Origin of the sequence: Desulfobacter curvatus DSM 3379 (assembly GCF_000373985.1) — a bacterium.
GTDB lineage: Bacteria > Desulfobacterota > Desulfobacteria > Desulfobacterales > Desulfobacteraceae > Desulfobacter > Desulfobacter curvatus.
The window spans coordinates 62,290-88,621 of record NZ_KB892935.1; the positions used below are offsets into that span (position 1 = coordinate 62,290).

Sequence of the window (26,332 nt, forward strand, 5' to 3'; positions counted from 1 at the left end):
TAACCGGAGCAACCTCATGGTTGTGAGGATTGTAAATTTTTCTGCAACGCCGCAGATAGGTGACTTTTCGTTCAAACACTATTTTAAAGGCCTTCAAAGGTGTTCATGTCTTCCTGTTCTTTTAACACATCTTTATAAATACCGTCCCACCCCTTTCTCCTGAGGACCCTGGCATGCTGTTGTTGCAGTATGGGTTTGAACATATATGTCCAGATGCCCGTCCATAATTTTCCGGTCCCTTTGGCCCTGGACGACGGGTCCCACCATCCCAGAACGGTCTGGCGGTGATACCAGAACAGGTATTGCAGCCTCTCGGCACTCAGGTGGCGGGTTTTGACATTGGCCCACAGGCCGTTATATTTCTTCAAATCCAAGGCATTGGTAATAAGCCCCTGGCTCATCAACTGCTCCCGCATGCCTGTTTTAGGGTAGGGGGTCAGGAGTTGGCAATAGGCGGCATCGGCATTGATCTCTTTTAAAAAACGGTAATTTTCAATAATGGCTGTCTCGTCATCATTGGGAAATCCGAATATCAGGCCGCCGATGACCATCAGGCCATGTTTCTGGCACAATGCCACGGCCTTTCTTGAGTATTCCACAATATTTCCTTTGCCTGCCGCGGCAAGGTTTGTTTTTGAGACGTTTTCAATGCCTAAAAATACGGACTTAAATCCGGCCTGGGCCATTTTTCGAATCATGGCCTCATTGGTGGCCATGGTCAGGCTGTCGGCCTGCACCACCAGTTTCAGGCGTCTGTATCCCCGCTGAATGATGGCATCACACAGCCGCATGACTCTGTCTGTGTCCAGAACCAGGTTGTCATCCACAATAAAGGCCAGCCGGGTTTTTTTATTATAGTAAATGTCATCAAGGTCGGCAATGACCCTGTCAATGGGATAGGTCCTGAATGTGCGGCCGTACATGTGCTTCATGCTGCAAAAGTTGCAGGTGCGGGTGCATCCCCTTGAGGTCTCCAGCACCTCGGCCTTCATGTTCATCACATGGTATCCCCAGGTCAGCCGCCGCTTGTCCCGGATGGGCGGTTTTAATTGGGACAGATCCTGCAGCTCACCCATGGGATTGGTGATAAACTCGTCTCCGTCTCTGTAGGTCAGGGAGGGGATGTCCTGGAACGTGTCCCGGCCGTCCAGGGCTTCCACCAAACGTTTAAATGCCGTTTCTCCTTCACCCTGGACGATGAAATCGATCAGTTTGCCTTCCGGGGATTTGGTAATCTCCTGGGTCATCAGGGTGGCATGATATCCCCCGACCACGATTTTTGCACTGGGCCGGACACGTTTGATCAGCCGGATAATCCGGCAGCAGGTGTCCCATTGCCAGGACATGGCCGAAAGTCCCACGATATCCGGCGCAAGCTTTGTGAGTTGTTTTGTCAGGTAGGCCCGGATGGACCGGCGTTTCCGGATCAGGTCAATGATTCTGACCTCATGCCGTTCATGGATATTGCCGCCGATGCTGGCAATGCCAAGGTTGGGGAAATGCACGGCATTTTGGTGAATGACCAGGGGGGCTACATCGGGCATGGACATCAGAAGCACTTTCATGGCAGACTCTCCTTGGAAAAAGGGATAATGGCGCTTGAAAACATTTTCATGGTAAACGCCTTTCTCTGTGTCTCTTGGGGTCAGTTCTTCGGGTAAAAATGCCATTCCCCAGGTGCCCGGCCCCATGTGAACCCCTGAGGTCAAGGACAATGGAACGAGGGACACGCGTGCCCGGGGACAGGCCTGACGTATTTGGGGCATGACCGAGGCCGCCACCCATGCCTTGTTGTCGGAATATTCCAGAAGTATCCTGGGTGACGCGGGGCTTCCAAACGCGCGCTCAAGCCGGTTGACGGCATACCGGATCTGGCCGGCGCTGTTTCTGACATTGGCAAGTTTCCGGGCGCCGTCTGCTTTCGGGCTGATGACGGGCCGGATGCTGAGAAGATCTCCCGCTACACTGCCGGTCTTGGACATCCTGCCACCCATGGCCAGGTATTTAAGCTGGTTAAGGAAAAGCAGTTCGTCACAGGCCCCAATAATTTTCAATGCATGGGCTTCCAGTTCCGCCAGGTCCTTCAAGGTTCCGGCCGCCAGGGCAACGGTTTCGGCAATCAGCCCGAGCCTGCCGGATGCCGCACCGGTATCCACAACCCGCATCCGTTCTGAAAGCCCGTTGTCCGCAACCCACTGGACGGCAACGTCATAATTGCCTGTATACACGGATCCCACACACAGGTAAAGGACCCGGTCGTATTGTCCCAACATCTTCCTGAAGGTCTCATGGCGCTGGAATGCCGAGGCCTGGGCCGTCATGATCCGTTTGCCCCGGGCCATGTCTGCATAGATTCTGGCCGGATCTGCCAGGGTTTCAGGACTTGTGCCGTCATCGGTCACGATGAAACTGTCCATGAGCGTGATGCCAAGTTCTGCGGCCCGCTCCCGGGTGATGGAGCCTGCCGCATCAGTGATGATGCCCACCGTGTTTGGGGGTGTTGGGGCCTTTGCCTTTTGTGGCCGGGTTATGATAGGTTCGGCATCCCATGCCGTAATAGACCCTATTTCGGCGACCTTTTGTTTAAGCGCATCCCGGTCCCTGGTGTGTACATGGATTTTCAGGGATTGGTCAGTTTGTGCCGAAACAATGCTGTCGCCAAGGGTCTTAATCAACGCGTCCGGGGTGCCGGTGCCTCGACCCACCCGGACCTGTAAATCCACACAAAAAGCCGCGGGTGAAGGGTCTATGTATCCGGCCGACACACAGAGCTGGTCCTTGAAACTTTCCATGACCGGGATACATTGGTCCTGTCTGTACTCAAGGGCTTTGAAAAATCCTTCCAGAAACAGGAACATGCCCAATGCACCGGCATCCACGACACCTGCTTTTTGAAGTGCGGGCAACCGGGTGATACTTTGGGCCACATTTTGTCTGAGCACGTCGGTCAGTTCATCGGTGTCAAAGGCGGCGTCCTGAAGCCGGCCGCCATGTGCCCTGTCATCAAAAAAACAGGCCTGGCTTTCAAACAGGTCCAGCATGGTACCGGGCCTTGGGTCGGCCACGGCGTTCATGGCCATATTTAAGCCCTGCCTGGCGGCATTGGGCAAAGATGCGGGCAATGGATGGGATAAAAAACCCGAAAAAAAGGCCGCTGAAATATTACCGGAATTGCCGATGGCTGACATTGACAGCTTTTTAATCAGCCGGTCAAACGAGCGCCCCGAAGATGTTTTGCTATGGCCATTGCCTGCGCCGTTATCCAGCCCAATCTGCTTAAAGGGTGCCAGGCTGATTTTCAGGTTTTTGCCGGTATCTGAATCATGGACCGGAAAGACATTGACCTGATCCAGCAGATCCGCCCAGGCCACAATCCTTTCGTAGCCAACGGCAAGGGCGTTTGTAATTTGTTGGGTGTCCGTGCATGCAAAAGGGCCTTTTGGCATGATGTCACACCAGAAGCGCTGAGGTTATATCCTCGGGAATTCTGAACAAAAGCGTCATTTCAGGCACACGCACCGCCACTTGTTCGCTTTTCCCCCGGGCACAGATTTGGCCTGTCTCTTTAAGCCGGATCTCAAAATCCATGCCGATTTTGTATTCAGCTTCCGTCACAGTGGCTTTGCAGATAAATTGGTCATGAAATTTTAAAGGTGCAATATGCTTGATGGATGAACGGCTCACCGGGAAACTGACATGTTTTGAAAAGGAGTATTCATACAGGTCAATGCCTGCTGCTTTAAATAAATCGAACCTTGTCACATCAAAGTATTTATAATAATTGCCGTGCCACATCACATGCATGGGGTCCATGTCATGGAACGGAACTTTGTGCACCGTTTCAAAGTGCTTGTAGACCGCCCTTTTCTTTTCGGTTTTTTTTACCATGGAATAAATTGATATAGTTTGGCGAACATTTCATACACCGTTATCCAGTTCTGCAGATCCTGGGTATTGTTCATGTGGGCCCGCTTATTGACCATGACCCAGCTCATATGGGCGGCACCGTCCTTGCAGGTTTTACAGTCCCGGGTTTCAGAGGTGCAGCAGCGGTGCATGGTTTTAAGGTCCGAGGCCCAGCGGATGAAGTTGGTCAACCGTTTGGGATTGTTTTTCCGGTCGTCCAGGGGCTGGGTCACCGAGGGACACTCCGCCCACCCAAAGGGTCTGCCCAACATGGTGCCCGTGGTGATGATCTTGTGGTAGTATTTTGCGGAGACCACCGTATCGGGATAACGGTCCAATAAGTCGTCCATCTCTTGGCGCACATCTGCCAGCTCTTGCTTTGTCCAACTGAATCCGTCCACACCTTCGTCATTGGAAAGCAGTTGCATATGCACTTTGACGCCGACATTGCGGATTTTTTGGACGATGGGCTCAATATCCCCCACCAGTTTGGGGGTGATGGTCAAAAGATAGTAAACATGAGGGTCGCCTTCATAGTGGCGGCTGGATATGGCAAAAGTGTCTTTTCCCCTTAATGTTTTTTCGTCTTCACTGCTGCCCCACAGCGAAATACCCACCATCATATCGGGAAAACGGTCCCTGGGTACTTTGATCAGTCCGTTTGTGGCCATAAATGTGGGCATGCGGTCATAAAACGCCTCGACCCGGTCCAGGCATAGGGTGGGTTCTCCGCCGATGAGAATGGCAAGGTTGACACCCCGTTCCTTTTCCCGGTCAATAAAGGCTTCCCATTCTGTAATATCCATCTGCTCTTCGGCCGCCTCGTGTTCGCCGGATGAAAAGAAGAAACAGCCCTTGCAGCGAAGGTTACAGCGGTTGGTTACATCATAGATGGAGCTTCGTATGTTGAGCTTGGAAATGGCTTTATATCGTGCATACCACTGTTGATCCAGAAGAGAACTAACTGTTTTCATAAGACAGCTTCCTTGCCTTGCCTGTATTGGGTTTTTTAAAGGTAAATAATATAATAGAATGACACATCGTAAACAAGACTAAAATAAAAATGGGATAAACATCTTTGATTTGCTGCAATACTCGGTGTAGGCCTCCCCGAAAACGGTTTGGTTTTCTTTTTCCTCCACCTTGGCTGTGGCAATAAGGAACAGTGTTGTGATCACACTGATTCCTAGGGTGACGGGGGTGATATGCTTTAAAAACGCGCCCCAGTTCAAAAGCAGCAAAGACGTGTACATGGGATGGCGAATAAATCGGTACAAGCCCGAGTCAACCAGATGAGTCGTATTTTCAAAATTAAAGTTTTCAGGCATGTCATCACGGCGGCAGTGTCCCCCCAAGGCGCGAAGCCGTTTCACCGCGAACAGGACAAAACCGATGGAACAGATCAGCAGTGTCCAGGCAATGATCTGCCGCATTGAAAAGGGATCGTTAAACCAATACGGTTGATTTAAGGCGAGCAGTGCGGCAATGCCTTCAAAGGCAAAAAAGCGGTAAAAGCCGTGGCTGCGATAATTTTTCAGCGTGTGCCGGGAAATCCACACCAGAATCAGGCTGATTAACATAAAAAGAATAAAATTCATAAGGTTATCCAAATAGGGTTGAAGGCCTTTTATCCGGGCATCACCTCAACGGCGGTAAGGTATCGGCCAAGGCCCAGAAGGAGTATCCCCCGGCCCTGGAGATCTATGCACTGTCCTGGGAATTGGGGATCCGGCAGTTTGTTGTTTTTTACCGCATCCACAGCAAGCACGGCTGCAACCGCCGGGGCCGTGGCAAACTGTCCGGTTTGCCGGCGGTAATCCAGGATGGGTATGGACGATGAAAATGCATTGGACAACGTCTTAACCAGGGTGGTTCCCCGGAGGGCACAGGCCCGGGGAATACCGGCCATGACAGCACCATACCTGTCATTGAAATCCGGCAGTTCCCGGATAAGGCCTGCCAGGGCATCCTTGGGTTCAAGGCGGTCATCATTTTTCATGAAAAGGCGGGGGGTCAGGGTGGGGTTGCCTGGAATCGCCTTCGGAGCCAGCACCAGGGCTCCGCCGCCGTCCGCCGCTGTGTCTTCCGGGATTACGGACATGTCAAATCTGAGAGACAGGTCAGGATGGTGTTCATCCCCGCCCATGACCATCATGGGAGCATGGTCCTTTTTGCCCAGAATCCCGGCTGTCCACAGGGCTTGCTCAAAAGATACATCTCCGCCTGTGGTGGTGATGTTTGCCCCTTTTGCGCCAAGTTCCATGGCCACATGGCCCAGGGCGGCGTTATGGACCGATCCCACAAAGTCAATGGGGCTGGAGGATTTTTCATTGCCTGCAAAAAGCCGTGAAAGAAAGTCCCAGGTTTCGGACAACGATCCCCAGCCCGTGCCGCCGATAATGGATGCCGGCGATATGTCGGCGGGTGTCTCTTTTCCGGCCAGGACCGCCAGGGCCAGCATCAGGCGGGAGAATCGTTTCATCCGCCGCACTTTTTTCAAGGTGAGCAGGTCTGTCAAGGTTTTGTCCGTGACCATGCCTGCCAGGGACTGTCCCTTGTAAAACAGGTCCAGGCTTTCAGCCGTGGTGCCTGCACCTGTCACACAGGCGTAACCCAGAACCGACATGGGACCTATTTTCGGCGTTTGGTTCTCCTTTGTATCCTGGGGGCAGGTCCCGGATGTCCGGTTTTCTGTTTCTGATATCACAATGGCTGCATTATTCCCGCCAAATCCAAATGTATTTGACAATACCCTGTGAACGGGCCTTTGTATGGGGCTGGGAACCGGAATGAAATTCAGTTCAGGGTCCGGCGTACTGAATCCGGTATTGCCGGGAATAATTCCTCTGGATACGGCAATGGCGGAAATCACCGCTTCAATGGCCCCGGCAGCGGCCATGGGATGGCCTGTGGCGCCTTTTACCGATGATGACGCAGGCTTGGCTGGGGTAAAAAGCCGGTTCACGGCCATGGCCTCTGCCCTGTCATTGGCCTCGGTGCCTGTGCCGTGCAGGCTGATGTAATCGATTTGTCCGGGGGTGACGCCGGCGTCCTCCATGGCCTTTGCCATAGCATCAAACGCGCCGTTCCCCTCGGGATGCGGGGATGAGGCGTGGTATGCATCACAGGACAGTCCGCCGCCGGACAGTACTGCAATGGGATTTTCAGGTTTTTGGGAAACAAGCAGCAGCAGGCCTGCCCCTTCGGCAACGCTCATGCCTGCACGGTTTTTATCAAAGGGACGGGCCCCTGCCGGGTCAACCACCTGCAGGGACTGAAACCCAAAGCAGGTCATCCGGCACAGGGCATCCGCTCCCCCGGCCAGGACGGTTTCGGCCCGGCCCGAACGGATCATTTCCAAAGCGATGGTCAGGGCTGCATTTCCCGAAGAACAGGCTGTGGATACGGTGATGGCCGGGCCAGTGCAGCCCATCAGGTCGGCAATATCCTCTGCCACCGTGCCCAGACCGTGGTATTGGAACAGTTTCGGATCGGTCTCTTTGGCTTTGAGCAGGGATTCGCAGGTCAGCATCCCCCCGGTGGTGGCACCTAACACAACGGCATCCGGGACCCGGCTGCATTGTGCCATAATCTGTCCGGCAGCGATCCGGGCAAGGGCGTGGGTCCTGGGAACATTGTCTTTAATGATCCCCGGGACCATACCCACCTTGGGAAAATCCGGGCGGTTGAGTTGAAAAAAATCCACGGAAGTCAGACCTGATTCACTGCGTTTAAGGGCCTGGTAAGTGTTATCCGCCCCTGTCCCTAAGGCGGATATGATTCCCATTGCAGCAATGTAAGCACCCGATGTCATAACTTAGCTCCTATGATCAGGATGGTACTCTACAGATACGATCCTGTCGAAAAATTCCTGTTCGAAATATCATTTCAGGCTCACCATTGGAAGCATATTGTAAAATTAGGCTTGTTTTTAACGATTAATTCAGTGTAAGTCGTAAACAAATTTTTAATAGACTATTTTTATACCTTTTTTAAAATCTTAAGTTTTTATCTGCAATGGAAATTAAAGACGTCCCCCAAGACCCCGGTATTTTAGACGATTATGGCCGTGAGGTATGCTATGCCGTGGATCAGAACGGAAATTACAGCCTGGCCCAAAGTATTGGATGGGATCCCAAGAATGTCGCCAACAGGCAGGCATGGCAGGTCATTGAAAAGAAAATAGCCAAAGCCCGTGAAGATATTCTTGACGGAAAACTCAGTCCCATTGGATTTTATATGGCGTGCCACCAGATGGATGTCAGGCTTCTTGCCCAGTATATAGGTCTGTATCGCTGGCAGGTCAAACGGCATCTTAAACCAGCTGTATTCAAAAAGTTAAAAGGAGATGTCCTGGAGAAGTACGCCGCATTATTCAATGTATCCGTGGATGAACTAAAATCCCTGCCGGAAAAGCCGGCCATGAATTGCCCCGCCTCCCGAAACAATAAAGCGTAAAGATGATAATTGATTTTAAACATACCCAGTCTGCCCATTGTGAATGCGGGGTTACTGCGAACCTGATCAACCATGCCGTAGAAGACAGTGAACAACAGCTTTCAGAAGCCTTGGCATTCGGCATTGGCCAGGGCATCTTTTTTGGATATTTGCCGTTTATCAAGGTCAATGAACTGCCGTTGACAACCTTTCGGTGCCCGGTGGGCAAAATATTCAAAAGTGTAACCCGCACTTTGGGCATTGACGTCAAATGGCAGAAATTTTCCAGTGTTCCCAAAGCCATGGATGCCCTGGACAGGGAACTTGACAAGGGGCATCCCGTGGGATGCCGGACCGGCGGGTACTGGTTGCCGTACTTTCCCCCATCGTTGAGATTTCATTTTAACATGCACAATATCGTGGTAATCGGCAAAGAGGGGGATAACTATATCATCAGTGATCCGGTTTTCCCTTCTATTGTGGAGTGTCCGGCAAAGGACCTGGCCCTTGCCCGATTTGCAAAGGGCGCCCTTGCACCCAAAGGCAGCATGTACCGGATTACCGGAGTTCCTGGAAAAATTGATTTAAAACCCGCTTTGTGCACCGGAATACGGGGTGCGGCAAAGAGCATGGTGAAAACGCCTGTGCCCTTTCTGGGTACCCGGGGGATTCGTTTTCTGGGAAAGTGTGTTGAAAATTGGCCCAAAAAATTCGGTAATGAAAAAACCGTGCTCCTTTTAGGTCAGCTCATACGGATGCAGGAAGAGATCGGTACCGGCGGCGGAGGCTTTCGTTTTATGTATTCGGCATTCCTCCAGCAGGCTGCCGGGATATTGGATGACCCGCGGCTGAACACCATGGCTGAACAGATGACGGCTTCCGGAGATCTGTGGCGCAGATTTGCCGTAAAGGCTGCAAGGCATTGTAAAGGCAGGGCTTCCCAGGACGACTCGGTACAAGCCATGCGGCAGGTACTCAATACCTGCGCTGATATTGAAACCCGTACCTTCAAGGAGCTTTTATCCATTGCCGGCTGATGATTCCCAATCTGTTCTTGAGGTCCGTGGCTTGGGAAAACGCTATCCGGGCGGCCAAAAAGATGTCCTGACCGACCTGACGTTACGGGTTGAACAAGGCGAAATTTTTGGATTATTAGGGCCCAACGGTGCAGGGAAAACCACAACCATCTCAATTTTATCCACCTTGATAAAACCCACCCGGGGCCGCGTGCGGATTTGCGGCGTGGATGCCTTGAAATACCCGTTTAAAGTAAGGCCCCTTATCAGTCTGATTCCCCAGGAAATTGCTTTGTTTCCAAAACTCACCGGACGGGAAAATATGTTTTATTTCGGCACGTTATTTGGGCTAAAAAAAATAGAGCTGGACTTAAAAATTTCCGAAACCCTGGCACTGTTTGACCTGAATGAGTTTGCCGATCAGCTGATCACAAAATGTTCCGGCGGCATTCAACGCAGGTTTAATATTGCCTGCGGAATTCTGCATGAACCGGCATTGATTTTTTTGGATGAACCCACCGTGGGCATGGATGTTCACTCCCGCAACGCATTACTGGACCGAATTCAGCAATTAAGCCTTGGGGGGAGCACCCTGATCTATACGACCCATTACATGGAAGAGGCCGAGAAAATCTGTTCACGGGTTTTGATCATGGATAAGGGTATCTGCCTGGCCCAAGGGCGCACCGATGATTTGATCAGCGGCACCGGCAAATACCGCAATCTCAATGAGCTGTTTTTAAAGACCACAGGGAAATAATTGTTCATGGGATTTTTGGCTGCCACATTAAAAAAAGAGCTGCTTTTGCTCATCCGGGACCGGGTGGGGCTTGTGCTGTTGTTTGTCATGCCTGCCGTGCTGGTGACCATTGTCTGTCTTGTGCAGGAAAAGGTGCTGAACCCGACCACCCATGTTTTGGTCCTTGATAATGATAAAAATGAGATCGGAAAAATTATTTTTAAGGGGTTAAAGGACTCGGACAATATTATCGCCGTAAAGGGTAAAGATGTCGGCTGTGACACCGAGGCCGGGGCTAAAGCCCTGGTGAATAAAGGGCAGTACCAGTTCAGCATTATCATCCCCGAAGGCAGCACCGACTTTGCCTTTGATCAAGCCCGGCTCTTTACCCTGGGTAAAACAGATTCCCATGGCACCAACGGCAAACAGATCACTGTATATTTTGATCCTTCGGTCCAGGGGGGATTCCGGGCTGCGGTGTTAAGTACTGTCTCAAAGGTGCTTTTGTGTCTGGAGTATGAGATTAAACTTCGGCAAGCCGTTTTTCCCACGGACAGGCGGCCGGATGCAACACCTCCTGCCCCGTGGTTTGATATTAAAGAGGCCTGGGCAACAGAATTCGGATTCATTAAAATGCCGACATCGGTGCAGCAGAATGTGCCGGCCTGGGCTCTGTTCGGCATCTTTTTCATCTGTGTCCCTCTTGCCGGCAGCATGCTTCAGGAGCGTGAGAATAAAACCCTGGACCGGTTAAGAACCATGCCCGTCCCGAGATTTTTATTCATTTTTGGAAAAAATGCCGCCTACATCTGTGTCTGCCTGATTCAATTCTTATTTGTTTTTTTGCTCGGTAAATTTGTTTTTCCCCTGCTGTGCCTGCCCGCTTTTGTCGTAGACGGCCCATGGATCGCTGTTTTGATTATTATTGCCGCATGTGCGGTGGCCGCTGCAAATTACGGTATCATGCTCGGCCAACTTGCAGGGTCCTATGAACAGGCCCTTATCATCGGTCCCACAACCATTGTGATTGCCGCAGCGCTTGGGGGTATCGTCGTACCGGTTTATCTGATGCCGGGACCCATGCAGTTAATCAGTAACTTATCCCCCTTGGCCTGGGCCCTGGACGCATTTTACGATATCCTTTTGCGGGGAAAACAGATTAAAGATGTTTTGCCCGAAGCAGGTTTATTGGTGTTGTTCGGCATTGCGGCTTCAGGGGTTTCTCATATCTCATTTAATTACAAAAAATAAGGTAACATATAATGCTGGAAAAAGAGCTGTTAACAACCATTGTCGAACTATGTAATGTGCAGGAGGATGTTCCGGATGACTTTCCAATGGATTCCCCCTTGGTGGGACCGGACTCCCTGCTTGGGCTGGATTCCCTGGACGCCGTTGAAATTGTCGTCATGGTCCAGGATGTCTATGGTATCCGGATTGACACCCAGGACCAGGCACGTGAGATTTTATCGACGGTTAAATCCCTTGCCGATTATATACGGGAAAAGGGGGGCATTAAATCTATTTCGGACTGACGGGCGGTTTTGCGGCCAGACACAAAAGGCCGGCCATGATCAGGAGAATTGTGAAGGCCGAAAAAGGAATCCAGTAGTTATGGAACAGATCAAAAAAGATGGCTGCCGAGACCGGCCCGGCAGCGTTTGCGGCCATCCGGAAAGGGCCGGCAATCCCCAGAACGGTTCCGGAAGATCTTCTGCCGTAGAATTCCGTCCACAACAGAAAAATTAACGGCAGAACCCCGCCTCGGATGATTCCGTACACAACGGCAAAGATAAACATCCACACCGGTGCCTTGACCGCCCAGAAAACCGTATAGAAGAGGATGCCGATGGTGATCAGCACCCCGCCCATGAGTATCTTAACGGAGATTTTTTCTGCCAGAAAACCGAACAACACCCCGCCCAATGCAGCGCAAACCGATAAAACGGTGATGACCAAAACAGCCGTGGTCGGCGGCAATCCCTGGTCCGTCATAAATGGAAACAGATGAAAATTAGACCCGGCCCCAACCAGATAAATCACACACATGACAAACACCAGTTGCCAGAATGAAATGGTGCGAAAAGCCGTTTTCCGGGTCCACACGGGTTCATTTTCCAGATTCAAGCGGGACGCCTGACTTTGTTGTCCTCCCGGTTTGTCTTCGTCGGTCCCTAAATCTTCTTCAGGGTCTCTGCCATCCGGCAGCAATCCAACGTCTTCGGGTCTTCGTTTCAGAAAAATCAGACTGGGCAGGGCTGAAAAAGCAAATACAATTATGCCCAATACAGCCCAGGCCGTGCGCCATCCATAGGAAAGAATGATATGCTGTACCAGTAACGGGAGAAAAGCAATGCCGATGCGGCTGCCAAGCTGGGAAATCCCCATGGCCCGTCCCCGTTTTTCAATAAACCAGTTGGAGACGCTCACCGTGACCACCAGCGCCAGCAAACCAGACGCAATCATCCGGCCGGTTCCGAAAAACAGGTAGAGTTGCCAGACCGAAGAGAGCTGTGACAGTGCGATCAGGCCAGCACTTAAAATGGTAATTCCCCAGAACGCCGCTTTTCGTGGGCCATTGCGATCCAGGTAAGGGCCAACCAGAGGGGAGAGGATGCCACCGGACAGGGAGCCCACAGCAATGGAACCGGTGATGATGGAACGATTCCAGCCGAACTCTTCGGCCATGGGTTTGAGGAAGATGGACAATACATTCTGGAATACACCGGCCTGGGTAAGACCGATCAAAAAAGCCACGGCAACAATAGTCCAGCCGTAAAAAATTTTTTTCTGCTGCATGAAACCGTGCTCCTGCAATTTTTTCAGGCAGGGTATAACAAAGAATAAAAAGATTAGCAAGCGTCTCATCGTAAATATCCTTAATCTCTGAAAAAAATAATTCCAACCGGCCGCCGGGATCTTGGATTCGGAGATATTTTTCTTTTCAAATTTTACTTTTAGGATGTTATAATTAAAAAATCTCCATTTGATTATTTATGATCAGCCTAATTACCGCGTTCATAATGCCACCATTCAATGATGTCATTGCGCGTAGGTTTAAGCATCTCGTCTTAATGGGAGTTTGTAATTATGCCAAACAACTCTTCTAAATCAGATTCGGAAAAATTATTAGCCAAATACAAACGTATTGAAAAAGAGCAATTAAAGGCAACGGAACGTATTAAGACCGAAGAAAAGATGCGCCTGCAGAAATATTTTTTAGAAAAGATACAAGATATTGGAAAAATTGGAACTTGGCAATTGGATCTGGTGCGTAATACTCTTGTGTGGACTGATGAAAACTATAAAATTTTTGGTGTCCCAAAGGGAACGGATTTGACCTATGAACTGTTTTTGGATTTTGTCCATCCGGATGATCTGGAATATGTGAAAAATGCATGGAAAGCTGCCCTATCCGGGGAGCCTTATGATATTGAACATCGCATCAACGTCGATGGAAGCATCAAATGGGTACGGGAAAAAGCTATGCTTGAATTTGACGCTAAGGGGAAATGTATCCGTGGTATCGGCGTGACCCAGGATATTACACAACATAAACAAAAAGAAAAAATTCAATCGGTTAAACTCCGCTTGGTTGACTATGCATCTTCCCATAATTCACGGGAACTGCTTCAAAAATTTTTGGATGAAGCCGAATCCTTGGCAGAAAGTGAAATCGGTTTTTATCACTTGATTGATGATGATCAAAAGACATTAAGCTTACAGGCATGGTCCACCAACACACTCAAAAATATGCGTGCCGAAGACATGAAGAAGGAACATTACCCAATTGAAAAGGCGGGGGTGTGGGGAGACAGTTTTAAAAAGCAAACGTCAATTGTTTACAACGACTACCAGGCTTTGTCACATAAAGCGGAATTGCCGAAGTGGCATGCACCGGTTTTCCGGCTCCTGACGGTTCCGGTTATAAGGGGGAAAACCGTAGTTGCCATACTGGGAGTGGGAAATAAAAGAACGGATTACACCAGCCAGGATGTTGAAATGATAAATGAAGTGGCTGACCTGTCCTGGGAGGCAATCAGCTTAAAAAAATCCAATGAGACGCTAAAAGATAGCGAAGAGCGGTTTAAATTTCTATCGGAGGCTACCGTTGAAGGCATTTATATACACGATAACGGTGTCGTACTTGACGCCAACGAGTCATTGGCAAAAAAACTGGGTTATGATTCGGCAAATGAACTCATCGGATCCCAGATAATGACTAAACATGTTGCTCCCGAGAGTTTGAAAAAGGCTCAAACATATATCGCTTCCGGCTATCAGGGCGCATATGAAATTGTTGTAATAAAATGTGACGGGACCCGGTTTCCTGTTGAATTAATAGCCAGAAACATAGAGTACAAGGGCAAACCGGCCAGAGTGGCTGCGGCAAGGGATATAACAGAGCATAAGGCTGCAGAAAAAAAGTTAACTTGGAATGTCAGAAGGAACGAGATCCTGTCCGAAACAGCTGCCCGCCTTCTCCAAAGCGGTAATCCGACAAGCCTGATCAATGACCTGGGAAAAACAGTGATGGCATTTCTTGACTGTCAGGTCTTTTTTAATTTTTTGGAAGATACCGATACCGGTAAACTTCACTTAAATGCATGTGCCGGAATTCCTGACGAAAAGCGTTCGCAAATTGAGTGGATCGATCACGGTACTACCGTGTGCGCGATGGTTGATCAAACCGGTCAACGCATGATCTGTGAGGATATTTCAGACAGTTCTGGTCCATTGACAACATTGATAAAATCATTGGGTATTCAAGTGTATTGTTGCCATCCTTTGATTCTTGAAGAACGTTTGCTCGGCACGTTGTCATTTGGGAAACGGTCGGATTCAACGTTTTTGCCGGAAGAAATAGAAATGATGGAATCCGTAGCCAACCTTGTAGCTGTCGCTGTCAACCGTATTAAAACGGAAAAAGAGAAAATTAATCTTGAAGCCCAGTTGAGGCAGGCCCAGAAGGTGGAGGCCATCGGGCGGTTGGCCGGAGGTGTTGCCCATGATTTGAACAACATGCTCTGTCCGATTCTCAATTATGCCGAGATGCTGACCGAAGATTTAAGCGTTGGAGACGAGCGCCGGGAGCAGGCTTTGGAGATCGCTAACGCCGGTTCCAGGGCCCGGGATTTGGTGAGACAGTTGCTGGCATTTTCACGCAAACAGGTCATCACACTCAAACCAATTGATATAAACCAGGTTGTCCGCGGAATTGAAAAACTTCTTTTGCGTACCATACCGGAGGATATCAAATTAAAAAAAAATCTTTCCAGGGAAATACGTCCTGTGTTGGCCGATATCGGCCAGATTGAACAAATTTTGATAAATTTGACGGTGAATTCTGCCGACGCCATGCCGGACGGCGGCCTTTTAATCATCGAAACCGGATTATCCCATCTGGATGAAGAATATGCCAGGACGCATCCGGATGTCCGCCCCGGTCTTTATGTTATGCTGTCCGTCAGCGATACCGGTTCGGGTATGGATGATGCCACGCTTGCGCATATCTTTGAACCGTTTTTTTCAACCAAGGGAGAGCGGGGGACCGGTCTTGGCCTGGCCACAGTTTACGGCATCGTCAAACAGCACAGGGGAAATATCTGGGTGTACAGTGAACCGGAGATGGGAACCACCTTCAAAATATATCTTCCGCCAGCTATGGAGATGCCTGACAAACCGGACAAAGAAGAATCCGTTAAAAAAACAAAAAACAGCCTAAAAGGGGAAGAGACCATACTGCTTGTCGAGGATAACGAACAGGTCCGAAATCTGGGGCGGGCCATACTTAAGCGATGGGGGTACAAGGTGCTTGAGGCGGAAAACGGTGATGACGCTTTGGACATTATGGCCTCTTATGGCGATGTGATACATCTTTTACTTACCGATGTTGTCATGCCGGGTATGAATGGTAAGGAACTTTACGATAAAGCCGTTCAAAAATACCAAGACCTGAAAGTGCTTTTCATGTCCGGCTATACCGACGATATCATTGCAGATCGCGGCGTACTTAGTGAAGGCATCCAACTGCTGCAGAAACCTTTTTCCGTTAATGGTTTGGCGTCCAAGGTAAGGGAGGTGCTGGATAATAATGGAGCCGGTCAAAACAAAAATGGTTGATATGGAGAGTTTTGCATGAATCGATATGTGTTAATCGCAATTACATTAATTGTCTTTGCATGGGTTGCATGCGCTTCGGCGAAAACGCTCCCACTCATGCGTATTTCAGTGGAAAATAACGATAGACATGTCCAAACCCAGGCGGTTAAAAGATATGCCGATGAAATCAAGAAAAACCTCCAGGGCCGGATCAATGTTCAGTTTTTTTCAAATGCCCGCCTATTCAGGGACCGGGATATTATTCAGGCGATGGCCCAGGGTCGGGTTGAAATGGGTGTTCCGGGGACCTGGCATGTTTCCAGGTTCGAACCGAATGTGCAGATATTTCTACTTCCGGCTTTTTATGGAAAGCCGGCCGAAGCAAACTATAAGGCGGTTGACGGCGAGGTCGGACAAACCATTGCCGACCGTTTGAAAAATAATCTGCGACTAAAGGTGATCGGAAAGTGGATTGACTTGGGGCATGCCCATCTCTTTGGTGTGGATAAAAAGATTCTCCGGCACGAAAACATTGCCGGGCTTCGGGTCAGAGTTGCCGGCGGTGAAGCTAATAAATTAAGAATTGAGGCGATGGGAGGACTTCCCAGGATAATTCCCTGGCCTGACCTGCCGGAATATCTGCAGCAGGGCCGGATTGATGCCGTATTAACAAGTTATGAAACGGTCGAGAGTGCCCGCCTGTGGAAAATAGGTATTAAATATGCCTTTGAAGATCAGGAATATTTTGCGCAATACATCCCCCTTGTACGGCTGTCATTTTGGAACAAGCTGTCTGATGATATCCAGCGCATTCTGGCCGATACTTGGGAGAAATATGTGGATACCGCCCGCCGGGAAGCGGCCGAATCCCAACACAACGCCAAAAATATTCTTGTCAAAAACGGCGTTGAAGTCATTCTTCCCAATCCGTTGAAAATTGAAGTTTGGCGTCAAAAGATGCTTACCAGGCAGAATGAATTTGTAAAAATATTGAAAATTGATCCGAAATTGGTCAGTCAGATTATGAAAACTTTTAAATATGATGCCGAATTTGCCAATGTCAGAGACTAAGCATACTGTTTTTTACACGTCTAAGGGGAAAGCGTTTGAGACTGTGGTGGCGCTGTTTTGTTTTGTTGTGATTATTTTTGTCACTTTGAGCATCTTTTCAATTTTCAGAAACAGGCAAAGCTATTTGAATGAAGCGCGTATCAGGTCTATAGCCCAGGCGCAGCTTCTTGCGGAAAACAGCACAAGTGTTCTCTATGCGGTTGACCTGATGCTCCTGCCGCTTCGTTCAATTATTCAACATCAAAGCAACCTCAGTCATTTGCCCTCTATTGATGCTGATGCGATTGAAATTTTTGAGCCGGAATTAAGGCTGTTGCCGCAAATCAAGGATGTCGTTTTATTGGATTCAAAAGCTGCCGTCATATACAGCAGTCAAAGAAGCAAAGAGTTTGAAATCCCTACTTTTGCCGACCATCGGGATGCATGGCTGGAATTTTCCATCGATTCGGTCATTGTCGGAAAAGACAATGCTAAAATCGTGTTAAGCCGTCGAATTGAAAATCAAAAAAATGAATTTTTGGGTGTACTGGGCGCTGTGGTGGATCCGGATTATTTTTACGATCGTTTTAGCGATTATCTGGATGTTGATATGGAAGGTATTGCACTAGTTGATATAAAAGGCATGGTTTTGACCGGCTGGTTCAGAGAAACAAATCCGGAAGATAAATTTATAGGTGCCAACATACGAGATCTTCCGTATTTTTCATCCTTTTCCAAAACGCTTTTAAGCAGTGGCGGGAGAGCAACATATGAAGATGGCACTACCATTGTTTCAACACATCAATTGCAGGGTTTTCCCTTTCATGTGGCTGTGTCATACAGCCAAAAAAACGTTTTAAAAAAATGGCGCAAAGAGGCAGTTCGCGACATGGCCACCATTTTTTTTACCACCTTGATTGCGGCTTTTACCTTAACCATCGCCCATCGCCATCGGCAACGTCGTAAAAAGGCGGAAATGAAACTTTATGCCCATCATGAGCGGCTTGAAAAAACAGTTGCCGAGCGCACGGAGCTATTAACGGAAACAAACCGGGAACTTATTCAGAAAAATGCGGCGCTGAAAAATGCACTGGCTGAAGTCAAGGCATTGAGCGGACTTCTCCCCATCTGTGCGCATTGTAAAAAGATCAGGGATGACAAGGGGTACTGGAATCAGTTGGAGGCATACCTCAGTAAACATTCCGATATCACGTTAAGCCATGGTATCTGCCCTGAATGCTTAAAAGAACATTATCCCGATTATGTTAAGCAATAAACCCGAAATAACTTAGCCTGGAAACGCGGGCGGGATGCCCGCGTTTCCAGATATATAGCAAAATGGGCAATTTTTAGTCACGACCGGCTTTTCAAAAGCCGGTCGCCGAAGTACCCCCGTCTTTATTGTTTAATAAACTCCAGGTTAATCACAATATCTACGGTTTCGCCAATCATCACGTTACCGCTTTCCAAAACCGCATTGTAAACGATGCCGAAATCCTTTCGATTAAGTTCGGCCGTGACATGGGCGCCTTTGCGGGTATTGCCCCATGGGTCTTTTTCATTGCCCACCAGCCCCTCAACGGCAAGTGTGACCGCTTTGCTTACACCATGCATATTCAGGATACCAATGACTTTATAGCGTCCTTCACCCTGGGGGATGATCTCTTTAGATGTATAGGTAATAGTAGGATATGTTTTTACATCAAAAAAATCGGGACTTTTCAAATGTTCGTCACGTTGGTCCACCCCTGTATCAATGGACGCCACATCAATGGAGATGTCAACAGATTCGGGATGCTTGCCTTCTTTGTCAAACACCAGACGGCCAGTCACCTGGTTGAAACTGCCTGTAACACGGCTGATGGCCATGTGCTGAATTGAAAAATCAGCTGACGTGTGGGCCGGGTCCACGGTCCAGGTCTGGGCAAAGACTGAGGTGGTAAATACTGCAAAAGCTAAGATTGTATATGTGATCATTTTTTTCATGGTTTGTCTCCTAATCATTACGACGAAATGTATTAATTGTTAATTTGTTTCGTCTTGTACCATATATATACTCTGTTATTCTGCATATCAATGCCTGTTTGTTGCCAATGAGGATTGCAAAAATGCACAACAAAGTCAGTTGGGATGATTACCGTTATTTTTTGAAAGTTGCACGGCTGGGAACGTTGAAAGCGGCCGGAGAGTCCTTAAAAGTCAATCATTCGACTGTATTGCGCCGAATTAATGCACTTGGAAAAAAGCTGGAGGCCCGGCTTTTTGAACGATTTAAGTCCGGTTATGTTTTGACGGAAAGCGGTCAGGACATGTTCAACTACATCCAGCACCTTGAGGGTGAAATCCTTTCCATTGAACGAAAAATAAAGGGCAAGGATATCCGGTATGAAGGCAAAATATTCTATTTAATCCAAAGAAACAATCCAATGTTCCGGAAAATTGCCTGGAACCAAAGGTGCCGCCAGGGCTTTATTAATATTTTCAAGTACAACTCTGGACAGAGCGTTTAAAAAATTCAATTGCCATTCAATTCCTTCATCAGCATCTTGTTGTTCTGCTGCAATGAAAGCGGGGCCTGCTGCCATAAAAGCCCAGACAGAATAATTAAAATATTGCTCGGCTCCCAACTGCCTGGAAATTTCCAAAGTAGTGTTGTAAGCCTTGGTTAAAAAGACCGAATAATAATCAATAAGCTCTATAATTTCCGGTAACTTTTCAGGGAATTCAAAAGGATCTATTGTCAGTATTGTGGCGTGTACTTTATCAATATCAAATCTGTATTCCATAAATTCCCCAAACATTAAGGCTATTAAATGTTTTATAACAACGTCTGTGTAACCTGCACGGATTTCACAATTTTCGTTCTGGGCTGAGTCTGGATGTTGATAGACCAGGTCGGCCCATGGCTGTTATTCAAAATAATAAACTAAAGTTTCGCAGGTAACAAACCAAATCGACCAACGATAATATCGTCAATGATTTCAGGCAAAAGTGTAAGTCCATCAAGACTTGTTTTGAGTGAAAGTACTTGCATTAACGGGAATAGTTGTTTCTTGACATAGTTCCATATTTTTGGCTTGATCATAACATCGGCCACAAAGAGGCCACATAAAAAGGTTTTTAGAAGATTAAAGATGGAGGAAGCACTCAACCGGCGTGAGTTTGTGAAACAAGCCGGAGTTTTCCTGAAAAAACAAAAGGAATGAGAGATCTCATCACCTGCCATTTTGCAGGTATAATCAGAGAAAAATAATACCAGGAAGGCCTATATGAATATGTTTATCGTTGTGTCTCAGTCCGTTGGGATTATGCTTTTCATTGGTCTGTTAGGTTTTTTTGTGGCTAAAAAAAAGTTGATCCCTACAGATGTTTTAGATCTTCTTTCCCCTCTGGTTTTAGAGATAGCTCTTCCTTCGTTAATTTTCTTTCGAATAATCAAGACGTTTAACCCAACAGATTTTCCTTTTTGGTATCTATATCCCCTCTATTGGGTGATTTTTACCATCGCTGCAATCATCATGGCAAACATCTTTAAACGTCTTTTCAAAAAAGAATCTCAAGAAGAGACCAACCTATCTTTAGTTTTTCAAAACGGACTTTTCATCCCAATCATCGTAATAACCGAGACCTTCGGACCCGACGCTTCACTATTAGTTGATTTGTTCTTATTCACAATTTTTTATCCGGCGTTTTTTTTTAACACCTACCATTTATTTTTTAAAAAAGGTAAACAGCAGTTTAACCTTAGAAAAACAATAAATCCGGTACTCATCGCAACGTCTTTGGGGCTGCTTTTAAAATTTACAACCGGTGACCAGCTGATTCCGGAATTTATTCTAACTGCCATAAAGATGGTCGGTGGTATGACGATCCCTCTCCTTATGCTTATTATCGGTGGAAATATTTATGTAGATCTTCAAAAAACCGGCAAGGCTGTTTGGGGTGAAATAATTAAATTCATTGCCGTCAAAAATATCCTATTTCCAATCATAGGTGTAGGAATAATTTTATTTTTTAAACTTGAATACAACATCGCATTTATCATTGTAATGCAAGCAGCCGCCCCTCCACTCACGGCTTTGCCGATATTTGCCTCAAGAGCCCAGGGGAACCGGGAGATCGTTAATCAATACTTGGTATCCAGCTTGGTGTTTACTCTGTTGTCACTACCTTTAATTCTGTTTGTTTTTGATTATCTGTATAAAATCCAACAGAGATAGATTGATCTTTCAACCATATCGGCTGGAAGACTTCGGTCGCTTGCCCCGAAACTTGCAATTTTCATATCATTAACCTTGATTTTCACAAGTAGAGCCGAACTTTTTATATTTTTCCGAACCGGCTTGCAAATTTCTTCTTCAATTTGTCACCCAATGGTTATGGCACCAGATAACAATGAGAACGGTCTTTTTTAAGAGCTTGTTGTGCGCACAGGGAACTGATAGTATCTCTCAGGTAAGTGAATATGGTTGGTTTTTTTTATATGAAAGTCTGTGTAACCCAAGCAGATCTTTCAACATTTGTTGTGGGCTGGGCCTGGGTGCTGATAGACCAGGTCAGCCCATGGCTGTTATATGAAAGTCTCCAGCAATTAACTGGATTCTTTTTATCTTTGTTGTGGGCTGAGTCTGGGTGTTGATAGGGCAGCCCATAGCTGGCATTCGGGAGGTTATATGCAAGCAAAGCTTAATGGTATTCAATTGGCTTATGATGAAGCGGGCAAGGGGCCTGCAGTATTGTTGATTCACGGATTTCCCCTTTGCCGGCAAATGTGGCGTCCCCAGGTGCAGGCGTTGGCTGCTGCCGGTTTCCGGGCTGTGGTACCCGATCTGAGGGGATTCGGAGAGAGTGAACCGGGCACTGAGGTCGGCTCGACGGATTTGTTGGCCGACGATCTGATCGCGCTGCTGGATCATCTCGGTATTGAGAGAGCCGTGGTCGGCGGCATGTCTATGGGCGGATATGTGATGCTCAACTTGTTGGCCCGTTATCCGGAACGGTTTTCCGCTGCCTGTTTTATCGTCACCCGCGCTGACGCCGATGATGAGACCGCCCGGGGTAAACGCAACCATTTGATCTCCGAGGTTAACGCAGGACGGCCGGATGTGGTGCCGACAGCGTTTACCCCGCTTCTTTTTGCTGACAATACTGTTGCTGAGCGTCCTGATTTGGTGGAAGAAGTGCGTGGCTGGATGGCCGCAGCCTCTCCCTCCGGTTTGGTTGTGGGGTTGGAGGCGATTCGGGATCGTAGCGATTCATCGGCGTTAATAGCTCAGTTGAAGATACCGGTATTGATTCTGGGCGCCCAGGAGGACAAGGCTATTCCGCCGGAAAAATCAACGGGCCTGGCCGAGCAAATTCCCGGCGCCCAACTTTGCATGTTGCCTGTTGCCGGTCATATGGTAAACATTGAGCAACCGGACGCATTTAATTCCGCGCTAATTGATTTTTTGCGCGCCAACTGATGTCAGGACAAAGAGGGGCTTTGATCGTTTTAGTACTTGCAGCCGGAGAGATGCACAATTACAGGAGGTCTTTCCATGTCACTGGTGTTTGACTCAGAAAACAACCTTATTGATTTACGGTCGGCACGGATTTTTTCTCCGGAGACCCAGGTCTGGGAAGAACTTGGCTTCATTCCGGATGAACTTGTCCCGGTATCGGAAACGGATGCGGTCACCCGGCTGCAGCAGCAGGGCGGCTGGTGCCGGGTCCCGGTGGGAATTCTGGGCGGCCGGAAAGCGTCGGAAGAACAGCTTGCAGATGCATTGGAATTGGGAACCCTCATCGTCCGAATGGGGTTGACCCTGATCTGCGGCGGCCGCCAGGGTGTGATGGAAGCCGCCTGCAAGGGGGCGGCAGATGCCGGCGGGATCAGTGTGGGCCTGTTGCCTGATGAAAATTCAGATACCGCCAACCCCTATGTCACTATTCCGCTGGCCACCGGGATCGGACTGGCCAGAAACGCAATCCTGACACGGGCCGCACTTTGCCTTGTTGCCATAGGCGGGGGCTACGGCACCCTTTCAGAAATTGCATTTGGTATGCAGTTTGAAAAAAAGGTGTTCGGTCTCTCAGGGGCACCGAACATTCCGGGTATGCTTCCCTGCCGCAGCCCAAAAGAGGCTGCCGCCCGAATTGCCCGGGTGGTCCTGAATCTGCCCCAATAGCATCGCCGTCCCATGTCCGGCTTGGGGCCCTGAAATTCTTGAAAAATTAAATTAAGACATCTTAAAACAATAGAAATAAAATCATTTGCTAATTTGGGGGCTATAGAATACCATTTAATGATGCGAACATATCAAAAAGCGTTTATTCTTGACATGGATGGTGTCGTCTACACAGGATCAAAACTGATTCCTGGTGCTGCGGATTTCGTGCGTCGCCTCAAACAGAGCAATTTCAAGTTCCTATTTTTGACCAATAATTCTTATCACACCCCCAAACAGCTCAAGGGCCGTCTCTCTGACATGGGAATCCATGTAACAGAAGATTATTTTTATACGTCGGCCATGGCTACGGCAAGTTTTCTCTCAACCCAGAAGCCAATGGATTGTTCCGCTTATGTTATCGGCGGACAGGGTATTATTGAACAATTTGAAAAACATAACATAGCGGTTACTTCCGAAAATCCGGACTATGTGGTGCTTGCGGAAACCGAGGAATATGATTATAAAAAAATTATTGAAGCCACACATTTGATCCGGGAGGGCGCAAAATTTATTGCAACAAATTCGGATTTGACCGGACCTACGCTTCGGGGGCCGGTGCCTGCCTGCGGTGCCTTGGTTGCGCCCATCGAGAAAGTGACCGGAATCGCACCTTATTTCCTTGGGAAACCCAATCCCACAATGATGTACTGGGCCCGGAAAAAAATGGGTGTCCATTCTGCCAATTGCTTTATGATCGGTGACAGAATGGATACCGATATTATTGGGGGCCTGGAGTCGGGAATGACAGCTTGTCTGGTTCTGAGCGGCGTGACCACTCGCAGGAACATAAACCGTTTTCCTTATCAACCGGATTATATTTTTAATAATTTAGGTGAAATTGATCCTGATACGATATTGTCTAAAAGGGACCGGGTGGAAAAGGAGCCGTGACGGTCTGTGATGCCGCTGGAATACATTTTTTCAGCTGATTTCAGGTCAAACTCCGTAGACATTTGTTGTCTCCCCTTCCCTGCTTCTGTTCATTGATGGACATGATACGCTCCAAATTATGTTGAGTCCTCTCATACGTTTCTAATAATTGACTGGGTCGTAACGGTTTGCGACACAGCCGCTCAGAAGTGTCCCAGTTTTCCGCCAGAGGTAAATGTTATCTGCCGATCGTTCGATAATCCACCTGAATTAGTCCGTAATTTAGAAAATGAAGAGGAAAAACTGGCTGTTTATAGACGGGTCAGGGATGAGATAAAAGCCTTTATTGACGGTTTGCCGGAGAAATTGCCGGGCAAATAATTTTTTATGTCCGAAGGTGTTCCGCCGCCTGGGAAGAACACCTTTTAGACACTGTTGCCCTACCGTCATCCTACACCACGGTCAGCAGCATGAAGCAATGGGAAAACCGTCCGCTTTCAGGAATAAAGCAGAGCAGTTTTTCCCCTTTTTTCAACTTTCCTGATTTAAACAGCTCTTCCATGATGATGTAAATGGATGCTGAACCTACGTTTCCGGTATAGGGCAGGTTGGTAAACCATTTATCATAGGGAACCTCAAAACCGGTCTTTTTCATGACCTGATAAAATTTATCCCTGAAATAGTGTGATGAGTAATGGGGCAGGTACCAGTCCACATCTTCAGGTGTTAACTGCCGGTTTTCGGCAATGCGTCCTAACGCTTGGCCCATGGTTTTCACAATGTGGCGGCCCAAAAGCTGGGTATTCTGTTTGACCGCAAGCAGGTTGTCCTTCAAGACATCCATGCAGGAAGTTGCCTCCCGCCACCCGAAAATGGAGCCGTCTTCATTCTGCTTGCCCCCGGCATACATGCAGGTGGCAAGTTCTCCGGCATAGGAGAGCATGTCAATCCACTCAATTTTCAATGAAATTCCCTGGGGATTCGGCTTATTGGAAATGAACGCAGCCCCGGCACCGTCGGAGAGCATCCAGCGAAGAAAGTCGGCATTGAATGCAAGGAGAGGGACATCGGCGACATCGGCATCGGGGTCCACGCCCAGGTTGAAAAAATCGGCCCGCATGAAAGATGAGGACAATTCAGAACCTGTGCAGACGCCATTTGTTGAGGTCCCGCTTGCAACGGACATCTGGACATATTTTAATGCGGTCATCCCGCTCAGACAGATCCCGGATGTGGAGACAATTTCACAGGGCGGCACCCCAAGTTCTCCAGCCACCATCATGCCATGCCCGGGAAGAATCACGTCCGGACTTGTGGTGCCGCAGCTTAAAACCTGGATGTCGTCAGGTGTGAACCCGGGGTAGGGGCGAAGCTTTTGTACCGCCTGGGCCGTGAGTTGGGCGTTATTGTGGGTGAACTTCCCGGTTGATGGATCAATGGCATAATACCGTTTTTCAATTTTATTGTTGGCCAGCATTGTTTGCTTGGTCAGGGATGGGATCTCATTGATCCGGCCGAGGACATCTTCAATTTGACTGTTTAATACAGGTTGATTGGGCAAAAAAACGGACAAGTCATTAATAAACACCGGTTGGGTCATCTGTTGGTTCCTGTTTCATTGGGCTTTGTTTACCCTTTTACATTAACATTTCAAACTAACGAAGATATCCCAATCAAATCATAAAAGGCAAGGGAAAAAGGCAAAGATCAGTGCTGACGCATAAATAATAAAAGGTCGGCCGAAGTTGTTCCGCCCACTCCTTTTTGGGAAAATTCCGCCTTTCCTTCTTTCAGAAGGCATCGGAAAGGTAGTTCTTCCTACACAAACCATGGCCTGTACCGAAGATTTTCATTCCGTCCGGGCATAGTTCTCCCCCATTCCAGGCTTGAAACTGTTTCGATTACCTGTCCGTGGTTGCCGTCTCACACTAATCGGAGTTGAAAGGGGGCGGACAGACGCTCTTTCAGCCATGGATAATCCAACCAGGGACCGGACATGG

The 26,332-nt window shown here is 48.3% G+C and carries 22 protein-coding genes; 13 read left to right on the plus strand and 9 right to left on the minus strand.

The annotated features are described in order from the left end of the window. Window positions 1-83 precede the first annotated feature (83 nt). The 5 genes from B147_RS30030 to B147_RS0104530 all read right to left on the minus strand — a co-directional run bounded on the left by B147_RS30030 (window position 84) and on the right by B147_RS0104530 (window position 7,720). Window positions 84-3,446 (minus strand): DegV family protein, encoded by a 3,363-nt coding sequence (locus B147_RS30030; RefSeq protein ID WP_020586053.1) that lies wholly within the window; start codon window positions 3,444-3,446, stop codon window positions 84-86. Window positions 3,447-3,450: 4 nt separating this feature from the next. Continuing rightward, entirely contained in the window at window positions 3,451-3,888 is a 438-nt protein-coding gene (locus tag B147_RS0104515) for an acyl-CoA thioesterase (protein ID WP_020586054.1), read from the minus strand. Next, window positions 3,882-4,880: a radical SAM protein gene (locus B147_RS0104520; protein ID WP_020586055.1), complete on the minus strand. Its 999-nt coding sequence runs from the start codon at window positions 4,878-4,880 to the stop codon at window positions 3,882-3,884. Before B147_RS0104520 ends, B147_RS0104515 begins: the two co-directional genes overlap by 7 nt. Window positions 4,881-4,958: 78 nt before the next feature. Then, on the minus strand, window positions 4,959-5,504 hold the full coding sequence (locus B147_RS0104525; protein WP_020586056.1) for a methyltransferase family protein: 546 nt from the start codon (window positions 5,502-5,504) through the stop codon (window positions 4,959-4,961). Between the two features lie 29 nt (window positions 5,505-5,533). Continuing rightward, complete coding sequence (locus B147_RS0104530) at window positions 5,534-7,720, minus strand: beta-ketoacyl-[acyl-carrier-protein] synthase family protein (RefSeq protein ID WP_020586057.1); 2,187 nt, start codon at window positions 7,718-7,720, stop codon at window positions 5,534-5,536. A gap of 203 nt (window positions 7,721-7,923) precedes the next feature. Here B147_RS0104530 and B147_RS0104535 point away from each other — a divergent pair, with 203 nt between their 5' ends. The 5 genes from B147_RS0104535 to B147_RS0104555 are packed head-to-tail and all read left to right on the plus strand — an operon-like array spanning window position 7,924 to window position 11,633. Continuing rightward, window positions 7,924-8,364 carry a DarG family dialkylresorcinol biosynthesis protein gene (locus tag B147_RS0104535; protein WP_020586058.1) on the plus strand — a complete coding sequence of 147 codons (441 nt, stop codon included), beginning with the start codon at window positions 7,924-7,926 and terminating at the stop codon, window positions 8,362-8,364. Between the two features lie 2 nt (window positions 8,365-8,366). Further along, on the plus strand, window positions 8,367-9,380 hold the full coding sequence (gene darH / locus B147_RS0104540; RefSeq protein WP_020586059.1) for a BtrH-related acyltransferase DarH: 1,014 nt from the start codon (window positions 8,367-8,369) through the stop codon (window positions 9,378-9,380). Further along, on the plus strand, window positions 9,370-10,119 hold the full coding sequence (locus tag B147_RS0104545) for an ABC transporter ATP-binding protein (protein ID WP_020586060.1): 750 nt from the start codon (window positions 9,370-9,372) through the stop codon (window positions 10,117-10,119). The genes darH and B147_RS0104545 overlap by 11 nt, the downstream gene beginning before the upstream one ends. 6 nt (window positions 10,120-10,125) lie before the next feature. After that, window positions 10,126-11,349 carry an ABC transporter permease gene (locus B147_RS0104550; protein WP_157237770.1) on the plus strand — a complete coding sequence of 408 codons (1,224 nt, stop codon included), beginning with the start codon at window positions 10,126-10,128 and terminating at the stop codon, window positions 11,347-11,349. Window positions 11,350-11,360: 11 nt separating this feature from the next. Beyond that, window positions 11,361-11,633 carry a phosphopantetheine-binding protein gene (locus B147_RS0104555; RefSeq protein ID WP_020586062.1) on the plus strand — a complete coding sequence of 91 codons (273 nt, stop codon included), beginning with the start codon at window positions 11,361-11,363 and terminating at the stop codon, window positions 11,631-11,633. Here B147_RS0104555 and B147_RS0104560 read toward each other — a convergent pair. After that, the gene (locus tag B147_RS0104560; protein ID WP_157237771.1) at window positions 11,620-12,897 is read right to left on the minus strand and encodes an MFS transporter; all 1,278 of its coding nucleotides are present in this window, start codon (window positions 12,895-12,897) and stop codon (window positions 11,620-11,622) included. The two genes, B147_RS0104555 and B147_RS0104560, sit on opposite strands and share 14 nt — an antisense overlap. Window positions 12,898-13,188: 291 nt before the next feature. Here B147_RS0104560 and B147_RS30035 point away from each other — a divergent pair, with 291 nt between their 5' ends. Genes B147_RS30035 through B147_RS30040 form a run of 3 tightly spaced genes read left to right on the plus strand, consistent with a single transcriptional unit; the run spans window position 13,189 to window position 18,526 of the window. After that, entirely contained in the window at window positions 13,189-16,221 is a 3,033-nt protein-coding gene (locus tag B147_RS30035; RefSeq protein WP_020586064.1) for a GAF domain-containing protein, read from the plus strand. A 15-nt stretch (window positions 16,222-16,236) separates the two neighbouring features. Further along, entirely contained in the window at window positions 16,237-17,271 is a 1,035-nt protein-coding gene (dctP, locus tag B147_RS0104570) for a TRAP transporter substrate-binding protein DctP (protein WP_020586065.1), read from the plus strand. Next, on the plus strand, window positions 17,258-18,526 hold the full coding sequence (locus B147_RS30040; RefSeq protein ID WP_157237772.1) for a hypothetical protein: 1,269 nt from the start codon (window positions 17,258-17,260) through the stop codon (window positions 18,524-18,526). The genes dctP and B147_RS30040 overlap by 14 nt, the downstream gene beginning before the upstream one ends. A gap of 122 nt (window positions 18,527-18,648) precedes the next feature. On the opposite strand, the gene B147_RS0104580 is transcribed toward B147_RS30040, so the two are convergent. Next, window positions 18,649-19,236, minus strand: a complete 588-nt coding sequence (locus tag B147_RS0104580; protein WP_020586067.1) for a YceI family protein — start codon at window positions 19,234-19,236, stop codon at window positions 18,649-18,651. A 122-nt stretch (window positions 19,237-19,358) separates the two neighbouring features. On the opposite strand from B147_RS0104580, the gene B147_RS33410 reads away from it, so the two are divergent. Beyond that, a complete protein-coding gene (locus tag B147_RS33410) occupies window positions 19,359-19,760 on the plus strand; it encodes a LysR family transcriptional regulator (protein ID WP_020586068.1) in 402 nt (133 codons plus the stop codon). On the opposite strand, the gene B147_RS31620 is transcribed toward B147_RS33410, so the two are convergent. Next, window positions 19,656-20,036, minus strand: a complete 381-nt coding sequence (locus B147_RS31620; RefSeq protein WP_157237773.1) for a hypothetical protein — start codon at window positions 20,034-20,036, stop codon at window positions 19,656-19,658. The two genes, B147_RS33410 and B147_RS31620, sit on opposite strands and share 105 nt — an antisense overlap. Before the next feature lie 483 nt (window positions 20,037-20,519). Here B147_RS31620 and B147_RS0104595 point away from each other — a divergent pair, with 483 nt between their 5' ends. The 4 genes from B147_RS0104595 (at window position 20,520) to B147_RS0104615 (ending at window position 24,353) form a co-directional block, all read left to right on the plus strand. Then, window positions 20,520-21,470: an AEC family transporter gene (locus B147_RS0104595; RefSeq protein WP_020586070.1), complete on the plus strand. Its 951-nt coding sequence runs from the start codon at window positions 20,520-20,522 to the stop codon at window positions 21,468-21,470. Between the two features lie 453 nt (window positions 21,471-21,923). Then, window positions 21,924-22,715: an alpha/beta fold hydrolase gene (locus tag B147_RS0104605; RefSeq protein ID WP_020586072.1), complete on the plus strand. Its 792-nt coding sequence runs from the start codon at window positions 21,924-21,926 to the stop codon at window positions 22,713-22,715. Window positions 22,716-22,790: 75 nt separating this feature from the next. Beyond that, window positions 22,791-23,420 carry a TIGR00725 family protein gene (locus tag B147_RS0104610; RefSeq protein ID WP_020586073.1) on the plus strand — a complete coding sequence of 210 codons (630 nt, stop codon included), beginning with the start codon at window positions 22,791-22,793 and terminating at the stop codon, window positions 23,418-23,420. Between the two features lie 117 nt (window positions 23,421-23,537). Further along, window positions 23,538-24,353, plus strand: coding sequence for an HAD-IIA family hydrolase (locus B147_RS0104615; protein WP_020586074.1), 816 nt, complete (start codon window positions 23,538-23,540; stop codon window positions 24,351-24,353). A gap of 430 nt (window positions 24,354-24,783) precedes the next feature. Here B147_RS0104615 and B147_RS0104625 read toward each other — a convergent pair whose 3' ends face one another. Next, entirely contained in the window at window positions 24,784-25,932 is a 1,149-nt protein-coding gene (locus tag B147_RS0104625; protein ID WP_020586076.1) for a beta-ketoacyl-ACP synthase III, read from the minus strand. Window positions 25,933-26,332 lie beyond the last annotated feature (400 nt).

What these genes read in the sequence shown, in the direction of transcription:
- darH (WP_020586059.1), top strand. Translation starts at nt 8,367, where the DNA reads ATGATAATTGATTTTAAACATACCCAGTCTGCCCATTGTGAATGCGGG.
- B147_RS0104605 (WP_020586072.1), top strand. Translation starts at nt 21,924, where the DNA reads ATGCAAGCAAAGCTTAATGGTATTCAATTGGCTTATGATGAAGCGGGC.
- B147_RS0104535 (WP_020586058.1), top strand. Translation starts at nt 7,924, where the DNA reads ATGGAAATTAAAGACGTCCCCCAAGACCCCGGTATTTTAGACGATTAT.
- B147_RS0104515 (WP_020586054.1), bottom strand. Translation starts at nt 3,888, where the DNA reads ATGGTAAAAAAAACCGAAAAGAAAAGGGCGGTCTACAAGCACTTTGAA.
- B147_RS31620 (WP_157237773.1), bottom strand. Translation starts at nt 20,036, where the DNA reads ATGGAATACAGATTTGATATTGATAAAGTACACGCCACAATACTGACA.
- B147_RS0104525 (WP_020586056.1), bottom strand. Translation starts at nt 5,504, where the DNA reads ATGAATTTTATTCTTTTTATGTTAATCAGCCTGATTCTGGTGTGGATT.
- B147_RS0104520 (WP_020586055.1), bottom strand. Translation starts at nt 4,880, where the DNA reads ATGAAAACAGTTAGTTCTCTTCTGGATCAACAGTGGTATGCACGATAT.
- B147_RS0104560 (WP_157237771.1), bottom strand. Translation starts at nt 12,897, where the DNA reads ATGCAGCAGAAAAAAATTTTTTACGGCTGGACTATTGTTGCCGTGGCT.
- dctP (WP_020586065.1), top strand. Translation starts at nt 16,237, where the DNA reads ATGAATCGATATGTGTTAATCGCAATTACATTAATTGTCTTTGCATGG.
- B147_RS0104555 (WP_020586062.1), top strand. Translation starts at nt 11,361, where the DNA reads ATGCTGGAAAAAGAGCTGTTAACAACCATTGTCGAACTATGTAATGTG.
- B147_RS0104550 (WP_157237770.1), top strand. Translation starts at nt 10,126, where the DNA reads ATGGGATTTTTGGCTGCCACATTAAAAAAAGAGCTGCTTTTGCTCATC.
- B147_RS0104615 (WP_020586074.1), top strand. Translation starts at nt 23,538, where the DNA reads ATGATGCGAACATATCAAAAAGCGTTTATTCTTGACATGGATGGTGTC.
- B147_RS30030 (WP_020586053.1), bottom strand. Translation starts at nt 3,446, where the DNA reads ATGCCAAAAGGCCCTTTTGCATGCACGGACACCCAACAAATTACAAAC.
- B147_RS30035 (WP_020586064.1), top strand. Translation starts at nt 13,189, where the DNA reads ATGCCAAACAACTCTTCTAAATCAGATTCGGAAAAATTATTAGCCAAA.
- B147_RS0104610 (WP_020586073.1), top strand. Translation starts at nt 22,791, where the DNA reads ATGTCACTGGTGTTTGACTCAGAAAACAACCTTATTGATTTACGGTCG.
- B147_RS0104625 (WP_020586076.1), bottom strand. Translation starts at nt 25,932, where the DNA reads ATGACCCAACCGGTGTTTATTAATGACTTGTCCGTTTTTTTGCCCAAT.
- B147_RS33410 (WP_020586068.1), top strand. Translation starts at nt 19,359, where the DNA reads ATGCACAACAAAGTCAGTTGGGATGATTACCGTTATTTTTTGAAAGTT.
- B147_RS0104595 (WP_020586070.1), top strand. Translation starts at nt 20,520, where the DNA reads ATGAATATGTTTATCGTTGTGTCTCAGTCCGTTGGGATTATGCTTTTC.
- B147_RS30040 (WP_157237772.1), top strand. Translation starts at nt 17,258, where the DNA reads ATGTCAGAGACTAAGCATACTGTTTTTTACACGTCTAAGGGGAAAGCG.
- B147_RS0104530 (WP_020586057.1), bottom strand. Translation starts at nt 7,720, where the DNA reads ATGACATCGGGTGCTTACATTGCTGCAATGGGAATCATATCCGCCTTA.
- B147_RS0104580 (WP_020586067.1), bottom strand. Translation starts at nt 19,236, where the DNA reads ATGAAAAAAATGATCACATATACAATCTTAGCTTTTGCAGTATTTACC.